Consider the following 23,326-nt stretch of genomic DNA (forward strand, 5'->3'; position numbering starts at 1 on the left):
TTCTTTATACAATTCTTTAAACATAACGTTCCCCTTTCTAGATACAGTTTAACAGATTCAGAAACACTTTTGTCCCATTTTCCCCATTCTGTTCCCTACACCGTCTAAACTGCACAAAAAAGAGAGGTCTTGCCTCTCTCAGGGTTATAATTCTGCAATTTGGTTTAGGTTTACTTCTGCAACTGTGTCATTACCAAACATAGAGATAATCATCTTCACTTTATTGTTATCAATCTCTGTAATCTTACCAGTATAATCTGCAAAAGCACCATCAATGATACGTACAGTTTGACCAACTTCAACATCGATATCAAACTCTTGTACAGTTTGTCCCATAGAAACCAAGATATCACGGATTTCTTGTTCCAATAATGGAGTTGGTTTTGATCTATTTCCGTGAGATCCGACGAATCCTGTAACGTTTGGTGTGTTTCGAACAACAAACCAAGCTTCATCTGTCATCACCATTTCCACAAGAACATAACCTGGAAAGCGATTCTCTTCTACTTCTTTTCTCTTTCCATTTTTTTCAACTTGCACTGTTTGTGTTGGAATTTCAACACGTAAAATATTATCCAACATATTGTAGGTTTGTGCACGTTGTAATAGATTTTCTTTTACCTTATTTTCATAACCAGAATAAGTTTGTAAAACAAACCATCCTTTATCAAAACTATCCATGATACTTCCTTTCATAATAGAAGATTTCTAGCGTGAATAACTCCACAGGTCTTCTAAAAAATATTAATAAATCGAATCAAACCTGAAACAATCAACTTGTCAAAAATATAAATAATCACAACAAAGAAAGCAGTGTATTCCATGATAGAACGAAAATCTCTCCAGCTTTCCTTGCGAGTTGGCCATGTTGTGTCTTTAAGAAGTCTAAAAATATCTCCAATAAAACGCATCGCTCTCTCCTATCTCGTTTCTCTGTGTGTAGTGTACTTACCACAATGTTTACAAAATTTATTTACTTCTAGTCGTGTTGGCTTGGGGTTTCCGCTGATCTTGATTGAATAGTTTCTCGAACCACAAACCGCACAAGCTAGGCTTGCTTTTTTTAATGCCATAACGCCTCCATCTTATCTATTATAACAAGAAAGCTAGGCTTTGACAAGCATCTTAACGAAATAGATTGACTACCGAATCCCATATCGTTTGAGCCTTTTCCTTAATTTTAGCATCCGAGATAGCACGGCTAGCCTCATCTACCAGATTTTGTGCACGACTTCTAATATCAGAAAGGCTATTATCCGCCTGATTTTCTTCATTACTCTGTACTTGATTTCTTGTATTGGCTGGTGCAATTCCATTTTGCTTGTAAGCATTTTCAACTGTAAAGGTACTTCCTGGCGTATAAGGTAAAATGGTATTTGCAATGTTTCTAAAGACATGGGCTGCACCGTTTGAAGTAGATCCTGCTAGATAGTGGCTTTCATCAGTGGTAGGGAAACCAAGCCAGTGACTAATCACTACATCCGGAGTATAACCAATTACCCACTGGTCACTTGTGTATTCAGGATTGAAAACAGCTTCAGTTGTTCCAGTTTTTCCTGCCATGACATAATCTGCAGGAGATGAACTAATACCGGTACCGTTGGTGAATGTCCCCAACATCATACTGGTCATCTTATCAGCTACAGACTTATCAATCACCCGTTTTTGTGAATTTTTATGGCTCGCAATGACCTGACCACTAGCATTTTCAATTCTACTAATAAAATGAGCTTCCGGCATTAAACCTTCATTTGCAAAGGCAGCATATGCTTGAGCCATTTGCAGAGGGTTGGTTTCAACACCGCTTCCCAAGGCGACGCCAAGAACACGGTCGACCTTTTCCATGTTGAGTCCGAATTTTTCGCCTGCCTCAAAAGCCTTATCAACGCCCAAATCATTAACAGTGGCAACAGCAGGCAGATTAAGCGATTCTGCCAAGGCTTGATACATAGGAACTTCTCGACTCGTTTTGATCCCGGCATAGTTATCAACCTTATAGCTGTCATACTGCATAGTATGGTTATCCAACTGCTTATTCAAAGCCCAGCCAGCTTCAACTGCAGGCGTATAAACAACTAAAGGCTTAATTGTAGAACCAGGGCTACGTTTTGATTGAGTTGCATAGTTGAAATTCCGGAATCCAGTTTTATCATTGCCAGCAACCTGACCGACAACTCCACGAACTCCACCTGTTTTCGGTTCGAGAGCCACACTTCCTGATTGAGCAAATGTTCCATCCTCTGCCCTCGGAAATAGCGATGTATTTTCATAGACAACCTGCATATTTGCTTGATAGTTTTGGTCCAGCTCTGTATAAATGCGGTAGCCATTATTGACAATTTCTTCCTCTGTTAGATTATACTTGGAAACAGCTTCATTAACCACCGCATCAAAGTAAGAAGGATAGCGATAATCTGAGATTTTTCCTTCATACTTATCGTGCAATTGCGAAGTCATATCAACTTCTGCAGCTTCGGTTTCTTGGTTTTTATCAATGTAACCCGCTGCAAGCATATTCTGCAAAACAGTATCGCGACGATTGGTAGAATCTTCTACAGAATTCAAAGGATTATACAGTTCCGGCCCCTTTAGCATTCCTGCCAGAGTCGCAGCTTGATCCAAACTCACTTCTGACGCAGAAACTCCAAAATATTTCTTACTCGCATCTTCTACACCCCACACACCATTTCCAAAATAAGCGTTGTTAAGGTACATGGTTAGAATTTGATCCTTACTATATTTTTTTGTTAATTCTAAGGCAAGGAAAAATTCTTTCGCTTTTCTCTCAACAGTTTGATCCTGCGACAGATAGGCATTTTTAGCCAGCTGTTGGGTAATAGTAGAACCACCACCTGAACGACCAGCAGTGATAATCGCCAAGAAGAAACGACCATAGTTAATCCCGTCATTTTTATAAAAAGAACGGTCTTCTGTCGCAATAACGGCATTCTGCAAATTTTTACTGATATCAGTCAATTCAACATATGTTCCTTTTTGACCGGACAAGGCACCAGCCTCCTTTTCTTCACGGTCAAAAATGAGAGTTCGAGTTTTCAAGGCATTTTGTAAATCATTGACATTGGTTGATTTGGCAACAGCAAACAAATAGGTTCCAACTAGCAAGCTTGCACTCAAACCTAGTATAAGGACAATCTTTGTTAGATGATAGCGACGCCAGAATTTTCGAATTGGACCCACTTGGGCTAATTTTTTTCGATCACTACGAGAGCGACGTAAGCTAGTAGAATCAGAGTCCTCTAGTTCACTTGTTTCTTTTTTAAAAAGAGAAAGAAATTTCTCAAACAATTTATCTAATTTCATGCGTTTATTTTATCATCTTCGTCATAGGAAGACAAGAATTTAGCTATTTCCTATCAAAATAGGTCTTTTTTTGTTACAATATCTGTATGAAATTCACATTTACATTACCAGACTCTCTACCTCAAATGACGGTTAAGCAATTACTAGAGGAGCAACTCCTCATCCCTAGAAAAATCCGTCATTTTTTGAGAATCAAGAAACATATTTTGATAAATCAAGAAGAAGTTCACTGGAACGAGATGGTAAATCCTGGAGATATTTGCCAGTTAACTTTTGATGAGGAAGATTATCCCGAAAAAGAAATCCCTTGGGGCAACCCAAACCTCGTTCAGGAAGTTTATCAAGATCAACACTTGATTATTGTCAACAAACCAGAGGGGATGAAAACGCATGGTAATCAGCCAAACGAAATCGCCCTTCTTAACCATGTCAGTGCCTATGTTGGCCAAACCTGCCATGTCGTTCATCGTCTGGACATGGAAACCAGTGGTTTGGTTCTCTTTGCCAAAAATCCTTTTATCCTGCCTATTCTCAATCGCTTACTGGAGAAAAAAGAGATTTCTAGGGAATACTGGGCACTAGTTGATGGAAAAATCAGTAGCAGAAAGCTTGTTTTCAGTGATAAAATCGGACGTGATCGCCATGATCGTAGAAAAAGAATAGTTGATGCAAAAAATGGGCAATATGCTGAAACACATGTAAGCAAGTTAAAGCAATTTCCCAACAAAACAACTCTTGTTCGTTGCAAACTAAAGACAGGTCGAACACATCAAATCCGTGTCCACCTTTCGCATCATAACTTCCCTATTTTAGGCGACCCTCTCTATAATAGTAAATCAAAAACAAGTCGGCTTATGCTCCACGCCTTTCGACTGTCCTTTACCCATCCACTTACTCTAGAGAAATTAAGCTTCACTACCCTATCAGATACTTTTGAAAAAGAGTTAAAAAAGAATGGATGATAGCGTCATCCATTTTTAAATATTTAAAAAGCAAGACCAGAGGTCTTGCTTTTTATCGACTCAAGAATTATTTAGCGATTTTTGCGAAGTATTCAAGAGTACGAACAAGTTGTGCAGTGTATGACATTTCGTTGTCGTACCATGATACAACTTTAACCAATTGTTTACCGTCAACGTCAAGAACTTTAGTTTGAGTTGCGTCAAACAATGAACCGTAAGACATACCTACGATATCTGAAGATACGATTGGATCTTCTGTGTAACCGTATGATTCGTTTGAAGCTGCTTTCATAGCTGCGTTCACTTCATCAACAGTAACGTTCTTTTCAAGAACAGCTACCAATTCAGTAACTGATCCAGTTGGAGTTGGAACGCGTTGTGCAGATCCGTCAAGTTTACCGTTCAATTCTGGGATTACAAGACCGATAGCTTTTGCAGCACCAGTTGAGTTAGGAACGATGTTTGCAGCACCAGCGCGAGCACGGCGAAGGTCACCACCACGGTGTGGTCCGTCAAGGATCATTTGGTCACCAGTGTAAGCGTGGATAGTAGTCATCAATCCTTCAACAACACCAAAGTTGTCTTGAAGAGCTTTAGCCATTGGAGCCAAGCAGTTTGTAGTACATGAAGCACCTGAGATAACTGTTTCAGTACCGTCAAGAACATCGTGGTTAGTGTTGAATACAACTGTTTTAACGTCGTTTCCACCAGGAGCAGTGATAACAACTTTTTTAGCTCCACCTTTAAGGTGTTTTTCAGCTGCTTCTTTCTTAGCAAAGAAACCAGTAGCTTCAAGAACGATTTCTACACCGTCAGTAGCCCAGTCGATTTGTTCTGGATCACGTTCAGCAGAAACTTTAACGAATTTACCGTTAACTTCGAATCCACCTTCTTTAACTTCAACAGTACCGTCGAAACGACCTTGAGTTGTGTCGTATTTCAACAAGTGTGCAAGCATAACTGGATCTGTAAGGTCGTTGATGCGTGTAACTTCAACACCTTCTACGTTTTGGATACGACGGAAAGCAAGACGACCGATACGTCCGAAACCGTTAATACCAACTTTAACTACCATTAGTGATTTCCTCCTTATGAAAATCATGAAATTTTTATTGTGAAAAGAGTAACTTGAATCACTACAAATCACCTTTCAACAAACCTATTATATAACTATTTAAATTTAATTGCAAGTACGGGCGTTGTTTTTTGTCTATACCCCACTTATTTTTCTTTCTCCTTTGAAAGCCTATACTGCTTTCTTTCTTTGTCTACCTAATCATTTCCCACTTTCCTTTTCAGATGAAAAGTGAAAATAGAAAAAATAAAAATTATTTTCAACACTCCAATTCCACAAGAAAAGAGACAGGAAATTCCTGCCTCTAGGCTGATAACAATTATTTACGGCGTCCTGGTCTTTCTTTGTAGCCATAGTAAGAATCTTCGATGATTTCTTGCATATGGTCAACCATTGGAAGGCGTGGGTTAGCTGGTGAACATTGGTCTTCATAAGCAAGAAAGGCCAATTCACGAGAATGTTCTTTCCATTCTTTTTCGTCAATACCTTGTGCTTTGAAGTTCATTTGGATACCTACGCGCTCACCAAGTTCGTAGACAGCTTTTGCGTAAGATTCAACCCCTTCTTCTGGTGTAGAAGCTGGAAGTCCAAGCATGCGTGCGATATCTTGGTATTTTTCATCTGCACGGTAGTAGTTGTACTTAGGCCATGTTGCTGTCTTAGCTGGACGTGTACCGTTGTAGCGGATGACGTATGGAAGTAAGATAGCATTAGTACGACCGTGGATTGTGTGGAATTGCGCACCAATCTTATGGGCCATTGAGTGAGAAATACCTAGGAAGGCATTTGCAAAGGCCATACCAGCAATAGTTGAAGCGTTATGCATTTTTTCGCGTGAATGGAAGTCTGCATTCTTAACTGAGCTTTCAAGGTTTTCAAATACAAGCTTGATGGCTTGAAGTGCAAGACCGTCAGTGTAGTCGCTAGCCATTTGTGATACGTAAGCTTCAGTCGCGTGAGTCAATACGTCCATACCAGTGTCCGCAGCAACAAATCCAGGAACTGTCAATACCAAAGCAGGGTCTACGATTGCCACAGTTGGTGTCAATGAGTAGTCAGCGATTGGGTATTTACGGTTATTTGCTTTATCAGAGATAACGGCAAATGGTGTTACTTCAGATCCTGTACCAGATGTTGTTGGGATTGCGATGAATTTAGTCTTCTTACCAAGCAATGGGAATTTGAAGGCACGTTTACGGATATCCATGAATTTTTGTACAAGGTCACGGAAGTCCACTTCTGGTTGTTCGTAGAAGAGCCACATTACTTTAGCAGCATCCATTGGAGATCCACCACCAAGAGCGATGATTGTATCTGGTTTGAAGGCACGCATGATTTCAGTACCACGTTCAACTGTAGTGATATCTGGATCTGGTTCTACATCAGCAAAGATTTGGTAAACAACCTTATTGCGACGAAGATCAAGTTGTTCGATGATACGATCAAGGAAACCAAGCTCTACCATGGCATGGTCAGTAACGATCATGACACGTTCAACGTCACGACATTTTTGAAGGTATTGAATTGAATCACGTTCAAAGTATGTTTTTGAAGGAAGTTTCATCCATTGCATGTTATTTCTCCGTCTTCCGACTTTTTTGATATTCAAAAGGTTAATGGCACTAACGTTATCCCCAACTGAGTTGCGTCCGTAAGAACCACATCCGAGTGTCAATGATGGCAAGAAGGCATTGTAAACGTCCCCGATACCACCGAAAGTAGAAGGTGAGTTACAGATAACACGAATAGCTTTAACAGCTTTACCAAATTCTTTAGTCAATTCTTCATCAGCTGTGTGGATAGCTGCTGAGTGCCCAAGACCGTTAAATTCAACCATTTGACGAGCCTTAGTAATACCATCTTCACGGCTTTCAGATTTCAAAACTGCAATAACTGGTGACAATTTTTCACGAGTCAATGGCTCATTTTCACCAACTTCTTTACATTCTGCAGCAAGAATGTTTGTTCCTTCTGGAACTGTAAATCCTGCTTGCTCTGCAATCCAAGTTGCTGGTTTACCAACGATGTCAGCGTTCAATTTTGCACCAGCACAGTTTTTGCTGTTTGCTTTCACGCCGAAGCAGAATTCTTCAAGAAGTGCTTTTTCTTTTTTGTTTACAAAGTAAGTGTGATATGATTTGAACTCTGCTACAAATTCATCGTAAATTTCTTTGTCAATGATAACCGCTTGCTCTGAGGCACAAACCATACCGTTGTCAAATGATTTAGACATGACGATATCGTGTGCAGCTTGGCGGATGTTAGCTGATTTTTCAACATAAGCTGGAACGTTTCCGGCACCTACTCCAAGAGCTGGTTTACCACATGAGTATGCAGCTTTAACCATGGCATTACCACCTGTTGCAAGGATTGTTGCAACACCTTCGTGGTTCATAAGCGCACTAGTTGCTTCCATAGATGGTTCAGTAATCCACTGTACACAGTTTTCAGGAGCACCTGCTTTAATCGCAGCATCACGAACGATTTGAGCTGCGTGAGCTGATGATTCTTGAGCTGATGGGTGGAAGGCAAAGACAATTGGATTACGTGTCTTCAATGAAATCAATGATTTGAAGATTGCTGTTGATGTTGGGTTTGTTGTTGGAGTGATACCACAAACAACGCCAACTGGTTCAGCGATAAGAGTCAAACCTGTTACATCGTCTTCTTCGATAACACCAACTGTTTTAGTGTGGCGCATGTTGTTTACTACGTGTTCACAAGCAAACAAGTTCTTAGTTGCTTTGTCTTCAAATACACCACGTCCTGTTTCTTCATAGGCATGTAGAGCCAATTCTCCGTGGGCATCCAAAGCTGCCACTGACGCTTTAGCTACGATGTAGTCGACCTGTTCTTGGTCGAGTTTACGCATTTCCTCAAGAGCAACTAAAGCTTTTTGCACCAAGCCGTCGACATGCTTTTCAGCAGCGAGTTTCTTTTCTTCTGGTGTCACAGTTTTTTTATCAGCCATATTTTCCTCCATAGCTTTCAAGGATCGATATCCTTTGTTAATTTTTTCACAAGTTTATTATAACGCATTATTTCAACTTTGTAAACAGTTTCATAAACATTTCACAAAGAATTTTTTATTGTTTGTGAATTTTTTCTCATTTTCTTTACTTATCAAGTTTTTTCTTTAGAGTTTGTGAAATGAATTTCAAATATTTTTTTATTTCACAAGCTTGATTGGAAGAGGAGCTTGGAAAGAGATAGATTTTCTAGTAAGCGCTTACTTTTAAATGATAACAATACCTCCTTTGATAAGGAGGCTTTATTTTTGTTGAAAAACGCCTTGTTTAAAAGTCCCTTCATAAACGACTTCTTGTTCTGTTGTTAGTTTCCCTTTTCCTTCAGCCTGACCATTTACAAAATCACCTTCGTAGGTCCAGCCTTCTTTAGATTGAAAGGTACCTTTTCCGTTGAAGGCTCCATTGTTGAAACCACCAGTATACTGGTCCCCATTTTGGAAGGTAATGGTACCTTGGCCATTCATTTTACCACGTACAAGACTGCCATCGTAAACAATCGTTCCATTATCAAGCTTTAGAACGCCTTTTCCGGGAATATTTAGAAAAAAGACGAGTACAGCACAAAAAACAATGGTAACTACTGCCAAAATCTCTAAACGTGGACGAGTCAGATAGATACGATACTTGTCGTAAAAATTCTTAAGATTTTCCATCTTCACTCCCCTTTTCTAAACGTTCTAACCAAGCTTGACAACCCTCTTGAACACGCTGATAGGTTTCCTCAAAATCTCCTGTATACCAAGGATCTGGAACACTTTCAGATGCGAATGAGTAAATCTTATCTTTACAGTCTGCTGGACACATCTGACGTAAGTCAGAAACATTTGAAGCATCCATACCGATAATATAATCAAAGGCTTCAAAATCTTCCTTACTAATCTGAAGCGATGTCTTGCCTTTATCATAAGGAATCTGATACTGTTGAAAAATCCCTTGAGTTCCCTTATGAATCGGATTACCATGTTCCCAAGAGGAAGTCGCTCGACTTTGGATTTCATAATTATCTGTCATTGATTTCATCACAAACTCGGCCATAGGGCTGCGGCAAATATTTCCCAGACAGACAAAAACTAGTTTTTTCATCCCATTTCCTTTCTTTTATAGAAAAACGGGAGTTAGTGATCCCGTCTTATTTTTCAATTGCGCCTTCTAGTGAAGCTGTTTCTTTAAGTGGTAATACTGTCTTGATAGCAGCTAGTTCAAAAGTCAAGTAAACCCCATCTACATCAAGAACAATTGTTTTCTTTTCTGTATCTACTTCATCGACTGTTCCATAAAGGCCACCGATTGTAATAACTTCATAGCCTTTTTGTAATTTATTCAAGCTTTCCATACGTTTTTGTGCTTGTTTCTTTTGAGAGCGTTGCGTAAAGAACATCAAGCCCACCATAGCCACAAGAATGATTAAAAATGTATATTGTGATTCCATTATATTCTCCTTTGTCTTTTACATAGGACTACTATATCAAATTTCAGCTACTTTTACAAGATTGTACCTTGCTTTTCTAGTAAGAAAAAACCAGAGCTTGCGCCCTGATTTTTAGAATTATTTCAAGTTTTGAACGACTTTTACAAGATTTTCTACAGTAAAGCCATATTCTGCCAATACTTTTGGTGCTGGGGCAGAGGCTCCGAAGGTATCAATACCGAGAACGGCACCATCAAGACCAACGTATTTGTACCAGTTTTGAGTTGCACCCATTTCGACTGCAACACGACGGCGAACTGCATTTGGAAGAATTTCTTCCTTGTATGCTGCATCTTGTTTATCAAAGACATCTGTAGATGGCATGCTGACTACACGGACTTTTGCTCCTTGACTAGCCAATTCTTTGGCAGCTGAGACAGCAAGATTAACCTCTGAACCTGTCGCAATCAAGATGGTATCAAAGTCTGATGCATTTTCATAGACAACATAGGCACCTTTTGCAACCTTGTCGAAGTCTGTTCCCTCTTCAACAGTCAAGTTTTGACGGGTCAAGACAAGGGCAGTTGGTGTTTTCTCACTTGTCACTGCAAGGTACCAAGCTGCTTGCGTTTCACGCGCATCTGCTGGACGGAAAACATTCAAATTTGGCATGGCACGAAGACCTGCTAAGTGCTCAACTGGTTCGTGCGTAGGACCATCTTCCCCGACTGCGATTGAATCGTGGGTAAAGACATAAGTCACAGGAAGTCCTTGTAAGGCTGACAAGCGGACAGCTGCCTTCACATAGTCAGAGAAGACGAAGAAAGTTCCACCGTATACTCGAAGTCCACCGTGAAGGGCCATCCCGTTCAAGATCGTTCCCATAGCAAATTCACGAACACCAAACTGAATGTTACGGTTCAAGCGATTAGCATCGTCTTGAAGTCCGTCAGTCTTGATATAAGTCATGTTTGAGTGAGCTAGGTCAGCTGATCCACCTAGGAAGGTTGGTAACTTAGCTGCCACAACGTTCAAAGCATCCTGACTCGAGTTACGAGTTGCTTGAGAGAAACCATTTTCTAAGGCTGGGAAGTCTGCTGGAGTCACTTCAACCGGATCACGTCCATCGATGATAGCCTCTACTTCTGCAGCCAATTCTGGATGCGCTTCTTTATAATCAGCAACTAATTTAGTCCACGTTTGATAAGCTGATGCACCACGGTCTGCAACATGTTCTTTGAAATCAGCATAAACTTGTTCTGGAATTTCAAATGGTTCGTAGTCCCAACCAAGGGCTTGACGAGTTGCTGCAGTTTCATCTGCTCCAAGAGGGGCACCATGTACGGCATTAGTTCCCTGTTTGTTTGGAGAACCGTATCCAATAACAGTCTTCACTTCAATCAAAGAGGGTTTGCCTGAAGCTTTAGCTGTTTCGATAGCAGCATGGATAGCTTCCAAGTCTGTTCCATCTTCAACCAAAGCTGTATGCCAACCGTAGGCATTGTAACGGTCACGAACACTTTCTGTAAAGGAATCTTTTGTCTCACCATCCAAGTTGATGTCATTTGAATCATAAAGAACAACCAACTTATCAAGTTTTTGCAGACCTGCGTATGAAGCTGCCTCGCTTGAGACACCTTCCATCAAGTCTCCGTCTCCACAGATAACATAAGTATAGTGGTCAAAGATATTGTAGCCTTCGCGGTTATATTTGGCTGCCAAGAAACGTTCTGCTTGGGCAAAACCAGTGGCAGTTGAAATCCCTTGACCTAGAGGACCTGTTGTAGCATCAATTCCTGCTGTATGACCAAATTCTGGGTGACCTGGTGTTTTTGAACCCCATTGACGGAAGCTCTTGATTTCATCCATGCTGACATCTTCAAAACCAGAAAGGTGAAGAAGGGCATACAGGAGCATTGAACCATGTCCTGCTGAAAGAATAAAGCGGTCGCGGTTAATCCAGTTTGGTTGAGCTGGATTGATACGAAGTTGTTTTGTAAAGAGGCTGTATGCCATCGGAGCTGCTCCCATAACCACACCTGGGTGACCTGAGTTGGCTTTGTTGATAGCGTCAATACCTAGGAAACGAATTGCATTAACAGATAGATTTGACATAGAATTTCCTTTCTATTTGAGGTGATGATTGAACCCCACATTCTATTTTACTATTATATGAAAAAATACATAGAATAGCAATTAAACAATTCGACGCTAGATAAGTCATCTATTTTCTACCCTCTAGTCGCCTGATAGTAGGGAAGCAAGCGTTCATAAGCTTCTTCTAATTTTTCTAAAATCACTTCTAATGATTGATTTTCAATAAAAGAAACATCTGCTTTAACTAACACTTTCCGGATTTCCTGATTGGATAGTTTATTTCTTAAAATTTGACGATTTTCTTCATTAGCCTCCCACCGTTGACTTTGACCATCAGAGTAGACTAGATAATAAATCCCTTCTACCACTGAAAGCTCTAAAATCTTGACTTGCTTGTCTAAGGTCTGTTCATCTTTCTTACGTTCGACAAAACTGACCTCTAAAGAAATCCCAAAGTCAGCAGATGTCCCATACAAACGAAGAGCCATCATAGGATCTGTCACTTTCCCCTCACGCTGTAGATAAACCCAGAAATGTGGTCGTAAACGTTGCGCCTGATTCATCCACTGACTAGTCTGTTGGAGTTGCCATTCTGGATGACTGGCTTGAAATGCTTTAGCCAGTTCTGTAAAAGCCTTTCGAGCCTCTTGGCCTTTGTAACGCAATTCCAGCATCTTCTCTCGCTCTTCTCCTGCTTTATCAGGATTACGGTACTGCAAACCTGCAAAGTCTAGATAGTCTCTTATCTTATTCAACATCCGTTTAACCTCTTCTAACTAGCAAAAAATCAGGATAAACCTGATTTTACTTATTCTGTATCTACAACGACATAGCGATTTGGCTCGTCACCTTCAGAGTAACTAGTCACGCCATCCATACGTGAAATAATACGATGGATAATCTTACGTTCGCTATTTGACATTGGATCTGTTTGATGACTACGCCCTTCTTCTAAAACGCGAGTCGCCAATTTTTGAGCGTAGGTCTGCAAGACTTCTGCACGATGTTCAACATAATCATTGACATTAATAGTGATATAGAAGGTTCTTGAATAGCGATTGTAAAGATAATTTTGAGCCAATAGTTGCAAGGCCTTCAAAACTTTACCATGGTAACCGATAATACGACCTGGCTCATTGGTATCAATTTGTAAATTGATGCTACGACGGTTATAGTCATTTGAAATCGTCGCCTCAACGTCCATATCATCAATAATCGTTTGAACATAAGTCGTTACTTCCGTAGCTACTTGTTCAATATCAAAGCTTGGTTCCACCTTTAAGCCCAAATCTTCTAATTCTTGACTTTCAGTTTCTTCAGCTTGAGTCTCAACAACAGGAGTTGCTACTTCTTCTCGGAAACCAGCTTCTTCAAGCTGTAATTCATTTAGAATCTCAATATGCCCAGTTTCTTCCAAAATAGTGCTAGCATGTTTTTCATTTTTCAAGATTTCAGCCTTGACTTCATCAGAAACCCCTTGGCCTTCTTCTTCAATCTTTTTAATTGCTTCTACAACATGCCCCAAATCAACGGTTGCTTCGCTGACTGTTTTAACTGGTTCATTTTGTTCATTAATTTCTTTAGGAACACCCTTGACAGCCTGTTGATTGGCTTTAATGACCGTTGTTTCACTAATAGCTTCAATATCAACTTGAGCTGGTTTTTTACCAAATAAACCAAGAAATCCATTTTTTTCACGAGAAATGACTTTAATATGAGCCTTTAGTCTTGGGATATCTAATTCTTTCAATCCTTTCTGGATTGCTTCTTCAACAGTTGAACCTGTAAATACTACCATTACCAGATTCCTCCTTATTATTTCGTTTTCTGAGCCTTTTTCTTGGCTTTTCTTTTTCTATTTTCCAAATCTTTTTGTGCCTGCACTACGGCCTCGCGCTCTGCGATAATCTTGAATGGATTATTCAGGAAATAGGTTTGCAAGACTTGATAAGCATTGGACACTGCCCAGTAGAGAGCGACTCCGCTCGGAGCATAAACCCCAAAGATAAAGATTAAGACTGGAATACCATACATCATCGCAGTCGTAGCGCCATTACGCTCAGACAAGGCTTTATTAGACAGCCAAGTACTTAAAAAGGTAAATACAGCTGCTAAAATCGGAAGAACAAGGGTTGTATCCACACCACCAAGGTTAATCCATAAGAAATGACCTGTCTTTAAAAAGTCAACTCTTGATAGAGCTTGGAACAAGGCCAAGATAAGCGGCATCTGAATCAAAATTGGCCAAAGAGAATCTGACTGTCTGACACCCATTTCTTTAAAGACTTTACGCATTTCTTGCTCTAGCTTGGTTCTGCTTTCCATATCTCGACCCGGATATTGTTCTCGAAGCGCCTTAATACGTGGTTGAGCTTCCTGCATTTTTCTGGAAGCCACCATTTGCACTTGGAAGACTGGCAAGAGAACTGTACGAATCAAGACCGTAAAGAGAATAATCCCCACTCCGATACTGATATCAAACGATAAAAAGCGAATAATTTCCGCAAAGAAGTAAACAAATTTACTCCAAAAATCAGCCGAATTGGCTGTAATATCGCTAGTTGTCCCATTAGTCGCACAGGCTGTCATGATCAATAGAGACAGTCCTAGCAAACTAGTCAACTGTAGTTTCTTTTTCACTCCCATTTCCTTCCTGGTAAATCTTTGATAATTTTAATACGTGGAGTAGATTTTTCTCCATCTCTGCGTATTCCAAGGTTTCGACTCCTTTTCGAGCAATGACAACAAAGTCGACATCTTCTACCAGACTCCCTTTTGCATTCTGGATAATATGCCGAATCCGTCGCTTAATTTGATTTCTAGTGACGGCATTCCCCAGTTTTTTGCTAACTGATAGACCTACTCGAAAATGGTTTTTCTGGTTTTCTAGTTGGTAGACAACAAATTTGCGATTGGCAAAACTTGTCCCCTCCTTGAAAATCGCCTTAAAATCTTTCTCTCTTTTTACACGAAAGTTTTTCTTCAAAACTCAACTCCATCTATTAAATTACTACTATTATACCATATTTTTCAAAAAAGCCAATCATAGCAAGGTTTTGGACATTTCCATCAGAAAAAGAAGCTGGAAAAATCTCTTTCCCAACTCCTTGTACTGAATATTTTTCTAGTTTTACTTATTTTTTCAAGCGTTCAACGTCACGGGCAATGACTAATTCTTCATCAGTTGGAATAACCAAAACACGGATTTTCGCTGCCTCTGTTGAGATATCTCCTGTCACACCAAAGACATTCTTCTCTGGGTCAACATCACAGCCAAACCAAGAGATACCTGAAATAACATCTTCACGTACGTTTGCAGCATTTTCACCGATACCTGCAGTAAAGATAATAGCATCTGCTCCATTTAGGACCGCAAGGTATTGACCGATATGTTTTTGGATACGGTCAACATACATTTCATAAGCCAAAGTGGCATCGTGGTCCCCTTCTTTCATAGCAGCAATCACATCACGCATATCACTGGATTTACCTGAAACCCCCATTAGTCCTGATTCACGATTAAGGACGTGACTAATGTCCTCAGGAGTATTAAAGTCCTCTGTATATTGCATTAAGTAAGGAATGATAGCTGGGTCAATATCTCCTGTACGAGTTCCCATCATCACACCACCAAGTGGAGTGAAGCCCATTGAAGTATCAACAGATTGACCCCCCTTAACAGCTGTGATAGAAGCTCCATTACCGATATGGCAAGTAATCAATTTCAAGTCTTCTAATGGACGGCCCAAGAGTTTTGCAGCTTCTCCTGCTACAAACTGGTGACTTGTACCGTGGGCACCATATTTACGAACCTTGTTTTCTGTGTAATATTTTGTTGGTAGAGGGTAGCGATAAGCTTTCTCTGGCATACTTGTGTGGAATGAAGTATCAAAAACAACTACACTAGTAATGTCTGGCAATAATTCCTTGAAGGCACGAACACCTGCTGCATTGGCTGGATTGTGGAGAGGAGCCAACAAACTCAACTCTTCAACTTTTTCTAAAACATCTCCCTCAACAACCGTTGATTCTTTGAAATATTCTCCACCTGCAACAACACGGTGACCAACACCAGTAATCTCATCATATGCCTTGATAATATCGAAACGAATCAAGTCATCCAATAAGATTTTAACAGCTTGTGTATGATTTTCGATATCTAAAATTTGTTGTTCAGAACGGCCGTCAAATTTTACAGTTGAAATTGAATCTTTCAAACCGATACGTTCAATCAAACCTTTCGCCAATACTTTTTCTTCTGGCATTAAGTATAACTGCCATTTCAAACTTGAACTTCCCGCATTGATTGCAATTGTTTTTGTCATAATATGATACCCCTTTTTAAGCGTTTTCATCTATTATAACAAAATCTATTTTATATTTCAGTACCTTGAGTCCATTTTTGAAAATTTTCTTTAAATTTCATTAAAACACTTGCATCTTGCAGGCTAGCAAGTGGATAAACAAAAGGCTCTACTGCTATTTCACTTTTCTTCTGTAGGATAAAAATAGTCTTAGATTGTTTGGCGCTAGCAAAGAGATTTTCAGGCAGACTAATCATGGCAACCAGACTTGCCTCTTCTTTAAACCAGCCTTTCAACAAGTTACTTTGAGGACTGGTCAACAAATCACTCGGAGCGAGAAAAATAGCGTATCCGTCTGACTTGAGATACTTTAGACCTTGTTCCATGAGCAAGTGATGGGCGTAAGTATGTTCTTGGCTAGAAGCAACTTGATGGCGCGACGCAACGGCATCATCAGGATAATAGCCGACAGGCAAGTCGCTGATGACCACATCGCTTTCTTTGAGCATTTGTGGACGAACGGCATCTCCTTGGACAAAGCCAGCCTGCAAACCAATTACATCTGCCATGCTAGCTGCCAGATCAATCAGCAAATCATCCACTTCCATTCCCAAGTAATCCACCTTTTTATCAAGTGAGGTCAAGAAAGTAGCTCCCAGAATTCCCATGCCAGAACCCATTTCGAGGATAGTGATTTCCTCCTCTTTAAACAGCTCTTCCACAATAAACACCAAAAGTAAAGCAATGGCATCTGGTGTAAACTGGTGATTGGCCTGTAGGGGTTCTGTCTGCCCAGCCTTCATCAAGAGAAATTGATAGGTCTTGAGCCATTCTTCTTTGCGTAGTGCTAAGCGTTTAAGGGCCTGATTGTTCTCCTTGACCTGCTCTAACTCAGTCTCACCATCCAAATAGATGCTGTTTTGCTCCACCAAGGCGTCATAAAAGTTGGTTGCCAAATCACTTTGGATAACTTGGACATTCTCTAGTAAATACGTATAAGCTTGTTCAATTTTTTCAAAATCCATATTCCTATCTTATCAAATTTCCCTTCTTTTTTCCATCCTTATAGAAAAATCACTCCCTGACTAGGCGAGTGATTTTTGGGCTACTGTTAAAAAGAGTTCTGAATAATTTCCTTGAAACAAGTCTTCGGCGCTATAGAGGATCTGACTATGCACAGATAAAAAACCAAACTGGGCTAGCTTGTTTTCCAGTTCAGGCAATTTAAATCCATGATGGTTAGCTTCTGTCTTGGTAAAATCAGCAAGTAGGAGTTGTCCATCTTCCCTCAAATGTTGATAAAACAGTAAGAGAGTCGCATCCAAATCAGGCATATGATGAAGAACACGACAAACAACAATGAGATCAAACTCTTTCTCCAAGGGTTTTTCCAGTAAATCTTGCTCCAAAAAGTGGATATTCTTGATGTCTTGCCGCTCCGCTTTCAAACGAGCTTGCTCCAGCATTTTCTCCGAAATATCCACCAATGTCACAGACTTGGCCTGCTTGGCTAGAGGCAAGGTTAACAGCCCCGTCCCTCCACCGAAATCCAAAATTTCTTTGTCTGATAGAAGATCAATCTGTTTCTTGACTGCTTGACAAGCCAAGTTTGCAAGGAAGATATTTTTAGGGGAATCGAAAGTTTCTGCTTTGTGGTTAAAATCATGTTTCATATTTTTAGTTTAGCACAAAGTAGCTTGATTGGCTAGGAATTCTCTTTCTTTTCAACTTTCTCTTCTGATTTTTTCTTCTCTGCTTGATTACTTGAATCAGTCACTACCTTTTCCTTTTTATCTGTTTTCTCTTCTTTGATTTTGACGGAAGGAAAGATGAACTCATATTGACTCTTAGGCGTACGAACCGTCGTCACCAAGCTTGTTTTCTTATTTTGATAACTCACTTGACCCAGATTAAAGGCCTGTTCCCCACTTTCTTGATCAACCTTATCTTTGGTTCGTTTGGCCATGGCAAAAGCGACCAGCTTTTCTTTATTTAAAGCGTAATCTTGATAGTGGGCGACTTGTCGGTTCAAATAAAATTGTAACAAAAGACTAAAGATGGCTGCCACGGTGACTGCATAGATGAGAACACCTGCCTTAACTTTTTTCTTTTTCCACACGATAGATGAACTCCCTTTCTAAGCCTTTTTGGAACTGGAAACGAAAACGCACCAACTGATTATCCTCTGTAATCTGCGCAGATTTAAGTCCATAAATCATAGGCTGATATCCTCGTCCACTGGCATCAGTTTTTCGAAAATCATCTGATTTGGATTTACCCATAGCGATATCCTTGCCATCTTGCTTCATATAGAGGCGATTGCCCTCCACTTTTTCGAACTGCGAACGGTCTAATTCTGCCTCCAGCTGGTCCACAAACAAGAGCCACTCTTTTTGCTCGCTTTGCTGCTGGTAGCGAACTTCTGAAATGAGGAGCTGACTCATGGCTTGAAAGAGAAGTAAGCTTCCACTGATGACAATGAGGGCAATCAAGGATTCCAACAAGGTGAAAGCCTTGACCTTATGGCTCTTTAATCGCCAACAACTGTTCTGAACCATGATAAATCTCCAATCCTTTTTCACTAGAAAACACCTGAATCTCAACTCCGTTTATCTTTACCTGATTTTGACCTGTCTGTAGTGCCATCTTAGCTACACGCACAACTTCTTCTTTCTGCAAGATTTTTGCTTCTTCTTGCCTATTCTTTTGAATTTGTCCCAAAAGAAGGGTAGCAATACTGGCAAAGATAGCTAGAGCAACTACTGCTTCTAGTAAAATTACTGCCCTAATTTTTTGTTTCCTTAATGCGTTTAATTTTTCCATTTCCTAGATATAATTGATAACGAATCGCTCCTTTGCTGGTCTGAAATTCAACCTTAGCCAGGGACGAATTGCCCCCAGTTCGGTCAAATGTAATGTTTTGGCCTGATGGTACCTTAATTCCTTTAGGAACTGTCAACTTTTGACTGCCATTACTGATCGTTTGCCCAGCTAAGTTTAGACTAGTCTTTTGCTGACTAGCTACACTGCGTTTTTGGGTTTCCCGATACAGTTCTTCAAACTCCATAAAGAAAATCTGCTCCTCTACCGCCGCAAAAGTGGACTGGACAGAGTCGGACAAGCCCAAGGCAAGGATACTCACAAGACCCAAAACTAATAGACTTTCCAGCATGGTAAAGGCCTTAATCATTGACTTTACGATTTGCTCCTCCGTTTTTAGTATAGTATTCATTATAGGCTTTAGCCTGTTCAGGAGTAATACGCCCATCTGCTTGTAACTTGCTTAGGCTAGCATCTTCATTTTTATCCAAGCTATAAAGCTCTGCCTGGCTTTCTACCACCTTAACAACAGCAGCTTTTCCTTTGTCGTTGACTGCTTCTTTTTGCTTGGTCAGATTAGGTACAAAGAGTAATAGAAGCACACTGATGATGAGCAAGACCACCAACATCTCCACAAGTGTGAAAGCTTTAACCTTAGCTTTTTTCAAGAATGTCATCATTTTTTTCATTTTAAAAATTTACCTCCATATTTTGATACATGGGCATGAGCATTGCCGCATAAAGTAAAACGATAATCAGTGCCACAAAGATAAAAACCAGTGGCTGCACAAAATTCATGGTGCGATTGACTCGGGTAAAAAAGGCCTCCCAAGTTTTTTCAGCATAGATTTCCAACTCACTACCCAGCTTGGACTTGACTTCCCCATATTCAATAATCAAGCTCAACTCCTTCTTAAAGAATGGATATGTCGCTATCGTCTGAGAAAATTCCTGACCATTTTGTAAGGATCTAGCTAGATTTTGACCGATTTCTTTAAAGAGATGAGAACCCTGTTCCTGCATGATCTGAAAAATCTGCGTCAGCTCCATTCCCTGTGAAATCATATTCCCCCATTCACGCGCATAATAGGCTGTCAAATAGGTCTGCACAAAGATTCCAAGAAAAGGAAGGCGTGCTAGGATAGAAAAGACGCGCATCTTAGAACTTCTTTTATAAAAAGTTAGTGCTAAAAGGACACCTACTGAAACAAGGCCTACCATTCCTAGAAAGATTTGTGGCAGATTGCCGATAATTTGGGTGGCAATATTGCTACTATCCAGTTGTGGTAGTAGATAGTTCCGTAGCCCCAGCATGATTAAAAGAAGAAATCCCAGTAAAATCAAAGGATAGGTCGCTACTTCAATTAGTTTTTTCTTGACCTTGGCCAGATTGTCTAGATACTCTTCTATCTTTCCCAAACTCAGGTGGAGATTTCCATGGACTTCCGCTAGGGATAACTGAGTGACAATGGCACTTGAAAATCCCAAACCTTCCATCATTTCTGAGAATGATTTCCCCTGAGACAAGCCCGTGCGCATCTGGGTCACGCACTGCTTGTCCAACAAGGCACTCCTATCTAAAAAGGAGATAGTCTCCACTAGATGAAAACCGCTGGAAAAGAGATTATTAAATAAGGTGATGATATTTTTTTGCTTAGCTGTAGCTAATTTTTTCCGTTTCAGCCTGAAGACTTGTGATATGTCCATCTTTAAGAAGCTGGTCAATCTGTTCATTCCAGCTAGTTGGTTGGTGTTCTTGATAGTCTTTGTTTGCAAAGTCAACGATTCCTCCTCCCCCGATTAATCTCTGATAGCAGACTCCTTGCAGAACAACTGCCAACTCTTCCTCACTCACACCCAACTCTAGCAGGCGCTCATAAACACCTCGGATGCTCTTGGCATGAATGGTTGAAAAGACTGTCGCACCTGTCAAACTGGCTCTGACCACTGCACGCGCCGTCTCGCTGTCCCGAATTTCTCCAATAATCAGGAGATCTGGTCGATGACGTAAGGAAAGCTTGATGAGATTTTCATAGGTAAGCCCAATCGCTTCATTCAACTGTAATTGGAGCATGTCGTCCTGCTTGATTTCTACAGGATCTTCGATGGACATGACTTGCTGTCCTTTAAAGAGAGACTTGGCCAATTCATGCATCAGGGTTGTCTTGCCACTTCCGACTGGACCAGCAAAGAGATAGAGACCACGTTGCCTGTACTGCTTGCCCAATTCATCAATATCCTGAAACCAAAAATGCAAGTCCTGTTTCTCATCATGCAGCAAGCGAATAACTAAACTCTCATGCCCTCTATAATCGCCTACTGTAGATAAACGTAGGGACGCCATCTTCTGGTCATATTCATAATCACAGGAACCAAGTTGACTACGTCGCTTTTCTCCCACATTCATACCCGCCACAAACTTAAAGTGACTAATAACGGCCGCAAACTTTTCAAAATCATAGCTACCAATTTTACAGCGCTCGTCTCCTACCCTCATATGAAGCTCATAATCGTCTAACTTAGGAACAAAATAAATATCCTGCGCCCCTTTTTTCCGAGCCGAACGAATGATTTCTTGTGCAATTTCTTGAACCATACTTACCTCCTCACCTATACTATTCGCAAAGATTTGGGAAAAATAAAAAAAGCAACTCCAAAAAAGTTACTTTTTCTCTATTTTAATTTCATACGGCAAGAACGGTGCCTTTCCTTACCTGTTTGTTTTTCATAGCCTGGACGTAATTTTTCATCTGGGATAACCTGCTCATCCTGCAAAAGAGCCAAAGAATGGTATTGTTGTAAATACTCATCACATTCATCACACCAGCGTTGATCTTCTGGATCCCAAAAAATAGTCATCAAGTCACTTCTACTTTTATAAAGAGGGGATTCTTGTTCCAATCTAAACCAGCAAGTTTTGTAGTATTTGAGAGCATCATAATACTGGTCAAATTTCTTACTTGCTACAATGTCTTCTTCCCAACCTTCTAAGAACCACCAAGGTTCAAAATCTCCGTACATTTCTATAACACGATACATATTCATTCATTCCTTTGTACCGTATATTATAACCAATTCCGCCAGACAAGAAAAGAAATATGCTCATTTCTTAATTTCCAGATAAAAAATCCAGCCATCTTATGATGACTGAATTTCTATTTACTTATATGATAAAAACTTTTTGTTTCTTAGGATTCTGAGATATCGTTTTCGATAATGACCTTAATGGCATGGTGATCTGCTGCCTTACCGAAGACTTCATAGGCTTTTTCAATTTCACTTAGTTTGAAATAATGAGTTACCAATTTTTCTGGTTCAATCTTATGACTTTCAAGAGCTTTCAACAATTGTGGAGTTGTATTTGTAGATACCAAACCAGTTGTTACATTGATGTTGCGAATCCAAAGCTTGTCCAAATCAAATTCAACTGGTTTACCATGTACACCACAGTTGGCAACTGTTCCGTCTACACCGATAATTTTTTGACAGAAATCAAATGTTGCAGGAATACCAACAGCTTCGATAGCGACATCTACACCACGGCCATCTGTCAAATCATAAATTTCTTTAATGGCTTTTTCAGGGTCTGAAGAATTAACCTTATGAGTCGCACCGAATGATAAAGCAGTTTCCAAGCGGTTATCGTCTAAGTCCACCATAATCAATTTAGCTGGTGAATAGAATTGAGCTGTCAAGAGAGCAGCCAATCCAACAGGGCCTGAACCAATAATGGCTACACTACAACCAGGTTCTACTTTCCCTTTCAAGACACCAATTTCATATCCAGTAGGTAGAATGTCTGATAGCATAACCAAGGCTTCATCTGACAAGTCTTCTGGAGTATGGTAAAGAGTATTATCTGCATGAGGGACACGTAGATATTCAGCCTGCATACCATCAATTAAGTGACCGAAAATCCAGCCCCCTTCGTCTTCACAGTGGGCATAAATTCCTTTTTTACAGTAGTAGCATTTACCACAGGCACAAACACAAGAAATCAAGACCTTGTCGCCTTTTTTGAAGTTCGAAACTCCTTCTCCAACTTCTTCAACAATCCCAATTCCTTCGTGACCAAGAATGGTACCACTTTGGCAAGCGGGAACATCCCCTTTGATAATATGGAGGTCTGTTCCACAAATAGTGGTTTTTACGATACGCACAATAGCGTCTGTTGGCTTGCGAATCACTGGTTTGTCAACGTCAACAAAAGAAGCAAGTCCTGGTTTAACATAAGTATAGGCTTTCATAAAGCACTCCTCCGTTTTTTTATTTGTACTATTTATAATACAATTGTAAGCCTTTTCATTTGT

Annotated in this window: 27 protein-coding genes; 1 reads left to right on the plus strand and 26 read right to left on the minus strand. The window is 40.1% G+C overall.

Annotation, left to right across the window (positions count from 1 at the left end; all coding sequences use genetic code 11):
* Positions 1 to 144: 144 nt before the first annotated feature.
* The 4 genes from nusG to pbp2a are packed head-to-tail and all read right to left on the minus strand — an operon-like array spanning position 145 to position 3,321.
* A complete protein-coding gene (gene nusG, locus PAN06_RS07285; RefSeq protein WP_000376740.1) occupies positions 145 to 681 on the minus strand; it encodes a transcription termination/antitermination protein NusG in 537 nt (178 codons plus the stop codon).
* 53 nt (positions 682 to 734) lie between these two features.
* Positions 735 to 911: a preprotein translocase subunit SecE gene (gene secE / locus PAN06_RS07290; protein WP_001210990.1), complete on the minus strand. Its 177-nt coding sequence runs from the start codon at positions 909 to 911 to the stop codon at positions 735 to 737.
* Between the two features lie 9 nt (positions 912 to 920).
* Positions 921 to 1,073, minus strand: coding sequence for a 50S ribosomal protein L33 (rpmG, locus tag PAN06_RS07295; protein ID WP_001809375.1), 153 nt, complete (start codon positions 1,071 to 1,073; stop codon positions 921 to 923).
* A 52-nt stretch (positions 1,074 to 1,125) separates the two neighbouring features.
* Positions 1,126 to 3,321, minus strand: a complete 2,196-nt coding sequence (gene pbp2a, locus PAN06_RS07300; protein ID WP_269795960.1) for a penicillin-binding protein PBP2A — start codon at positions 3,319 to 3,321, stop codon at positions 1,126 to 1,128.
* Between the two features lie 86 nt (positions 3,322 to 3,407).
* Between pbp2a and PAN06_RS07305 the strand changes: the two genes are divergently transcribed.
* Entirely contained in the window at positions 3,408 to 4,283 is an 876-nt protein-coding gene (locus PAN06_RS07305) for an RluA family pseudouridine synthase (RefSeq protein ID WP_346732058.1), read from the plus strand.
* A 67-nt stretch (positions 4,284 to 4,350) separates the two neighbouring features.
* Here the strand turns inward: PAN06_RS07305 and gap are convergent, their stop codons facing one another.
* From gap to PAN06_RS07415, 22 genes are all read right to left on the minus strand, one after another.
* Positions 4,351 to 5,358 (minus strand): type I glyceraldehyde-3-phosphate dehydrogenase, encoded by a 1,008-nt coding sequence (gene gap, locus PAN06_RS07310; RefSeq protein WP_000260685.1) that lies wholly within the window; start codon positions 5,356 to 5,358, stop codon positions 4,351 to 4,353.
* 319 nt (positions 5,359 to 5,677) lie between these two features.
* Positions 5,678 to 8,329 (minus strand): bifunctional acetaldehyde-CoA/alcohol dehydrogenase, encoded by a 2,652-nt coding sequence (gene adhE, locus PAN06_RS07315; protein WP_269795961.1) that lies wholly within the window; start codon positions 8,327 to 8,329, stop codon positions 5,678 to 5,680.
* A gap of 300 nt (positions 8,330 to 8,629) precedes the next feature.
* Positions 8,630 to 9,040, minus strand: a complete 411-nt coding sequence (locus PAN06_RS07320) for an MORN repeat-containing protein (RefSeq protein ID WP_000429311.1) — start codon at positions 9,038 to 9,040, stop codon at positions 8,630 to 8,632.
* A complete protein-coding gene (locus PAN06_RS07325; RefSeq protein WP_004262466.1) occupies positions 9,027 to 9,470 on the minus strand; it encodes a low molecular weight protein-tyrosine-phosphatase in 444 nt (147 codons plus the stop codon). The genes PAN06_RS07320 and PAN06_RS07325 overlap by 14 nt, the downstream gene beginning before the upstream one ends.
* Positions 9,471 to 9,516: 46 nt before the next feature.
* On the minus strand, positions 9,517 to 9,816 hold the full coding sequence (gene yajC / locus PAN06_RS07330) for a preprotein translocase subunit YajC (protein ID WP_000445810.1): 300 nt from the start codon (positions 9,814 to 9,816) through the stop codon (positions 9,517 to 9,519).
* Between the two features lie 117 nt (positions 9,817 to 9,933).
* On the minus strand, positions 9,934 to 11,910 hold the full coding sequence (tkt, locus tag PAN06_RS07335) for a transketolase (protein WP_004262467.1): 1,977 nt from the start codon (positions 11,908 to 11,910) through the stop codon (positions 9,934 to 9,936).
* Positions 11,911 to 12,026: 116 nt separating this feature from the next.
* Positions 12,027 to 12,650, minus strand: a complete 624-nt coding sequence (locus tag PAN06_RS07340; RefSeq protein WP_269795962.1) for an HI_0552 family protein — start codon at positions 12,648 to 12,650, stop codon at positions 12,027 to 12,029.
* Between the two features lie 50 nt (positions 12,651 to 12,700).
* A complete protein-coding gene (gene jag, locus PAN06_RS07345) occupies positions 12,701 to 13,690 on the minus strand; it encodes an RNA-binding cell elongation regulator Jag/EloR (RefSeq protein ID WP_269795963.1) in 990 nt (329 codons plus the stop codon).
* Positions 13,691 to 13,707: 17 nt separating this feature from the next.
* Positions 13,708 to 14,532 (minus strand): membrane protein insertase YidC, encoded by an 825-nt coding sequence (locus PAN06_RS07350; protein WP_346732060.1) that lies wholly within the window; start codon positions 14,530 to 14,532, stop codon positions 13,708 to 13,710.
* Positions 14,507 to 14,878 (minus strand): ribonuclease P protein component, encoded by a 372-nt coding sequence (rnpA, locus tag PAN06_RS07355; protein ID WP_000739243.1) that lies wholly within the window; start codon positions 14,876 to 14,878, stop codon positions 14,507 to 14,509. The genes PAN06_RS07350 and rnpA overlap by 26 nt, the downstream gene beginning before the upstream one ends.
* A gap of 148 nt (positions 14,879 to 15,026) precedes the next feature.
* Positions 15,027 to 16,217 (minus strand): acetate kinase, encoded by a 1,191-nt coding sequence (locus PAN06_RS07360; RefSeq protein ID WP_004262471.1) that lies wholly within the window; start codon positions 16,215 to 16,217, stop codon positions 15,027 to 15,029.
* A gap of 50 nt (positions 16,218 to 16,267) precedes the next feature.
* On the minus strand, positions 16,268 to 17,221 hold the full coding sequence (locus tag PAN06_RS07365; RefSeq protein ID WP_269795965.1) for a class I SAM-dependent methyltransferase: 954 nt from the start codon (positions 17,219 to 17,221) through the stop codon (positions 16,268 to 16,270).
* Positions 17,222 to 17,281: 60 nt separating this feature from the next.
* On the minus strand, positions 17,282 to 17,869 hold the full coding sequence (locus PAN06_RS07370; RefSeq protein WP_269795966.1) for a class I SAM-dependent methyltransferase: 588 nt from the start codon (positions 17,867 to 17,869) through the stop codon (positions 17,282 to 17,284).
* Between the two features lie 32 nt (positions 17,870 to 17,901).
* Positions 17,902 to 18,315: a competence type IV pilus minor pilin ComGG gene (comGG, locus tag PAN06_RS07375; RefSeq protein ID WP_269795967.1), complete on the minus strand. Its 414-nt coding sequence runs from the start codon at positions 18,313 to 18,315 to the stop codon at positions 17,902 to 17,904.
* Positions 18,293 to 18,754: a competence type IV pilus minor pilin ComGF gene (gene comGF, locus PAN06_RS07380; protein WP_225742424.1), complete on the minus strand. Its 462-nt coding sequence runs from the start codon at positions 18,752 to 18,754 to the stop codon at positions 18,293 to 18,295. The genes comGG and comGF overlap by 23 nt, the downstream gene beginning before the upstream one ends.
* On the minus strand, positions 18,717 to 19,019 hold the full coding sequence (gene comGE / locus PAN06_RS07385) for a competence type IV pilus minor pilin ComGE (protein WP_125386708.1): 303 nt from the start codon (positions 19,017 to 19,019) through the stop codon (positions 18,717 to 18,719). The genes comGF and comGE overlap by 38 nt, the downstream gene beginning before the upstream one ends.
* Positions 18,982 to 19,386, minus strand: a complete 405-nt coding sequence (gene comGD / locus PAN06_RS07390) for a competence type IV pilus minor pilin ComGD (RefSeq protein ID WP_247930602.1) — start codon at positions 19,384 to 19,386, stop codon at positions 18,982 to 18,984. The genes comGE and comGD overlap by 38 nt, the downstream gene beginning before the upstream one ends.
* Positions 19,379 to 19,705, minus strand: a complete 327-nt coding sequence (gene comGC, locus PAN06_RS07395) for a competence type IV pilus major pilin ComGC (RefSeq protein ID WP_045606658.1) — start codon at positions 19,703 to 19,705, stop codon at positions 19,379 to 19,381. Before comGC ends, comGD begins: the two co-directional genes overlap by 8 nt.
* Before the next feature lies 1 nt (position 19,706).
* On the minus strand, positions 19,707 to 20,723 hold the full coding sequence (gene comGB / locus PAN06_RS07400; RefSeq protein ID WP_080975925.1) for a competence type IV pilus assembly protein ComGB: 1,017 nt from the start codon (positions 20,721 to 20,723) through the stop codon (positions 19,707 to 19,709).
* Entirely contained in the window at positions 20,671 to 21,612 is a 942-nt protein-coding gene (comGA, locus tag PAN06_RS07405) for a competence type IV pilus ATPase ComGA (RefSeq protein ID WP_269795968.1), read from the minus strand. The genes comGB and comGA overlap by 53 nt, the downstream gene beginning before the upstream one ends.
* A gap of 77 nt (positions 21,613 to 21,689) precedes the next feature.
* The gene (locus PAN06_RS07410; protein WP_000286405.1) at positions 21,690 to 22,055 is read right to left on the minus strand and encodes a DUF1033 family protein; all 366 of its coding nucleotides are present in this window, start codon (positions 22,053 to 22,055) and stop codon (positions 21,690 to 21,692) included.
* A gap of 149 nt (positions 22,056 to 22,204) precedes the next feature.
* Positions 22,205 to 23,263, minus strand: a complete 1,059-nt coding sequence (locus PAN06_RS07415) for a zinc-dependent alcohol dehydrogenase family protein (RefSeq protein ID WP_004262493.1) — start codon at positions 23,261 to 23,263, stop codon at positions 22,205 to 22,207.
* Positions 23,264 to 23,326 lie beyond the last annotated feature (63 nt).

The sequence above is a fragment of the Streptococcus sp. SM3 genome, from assembly GCF_027497875.1.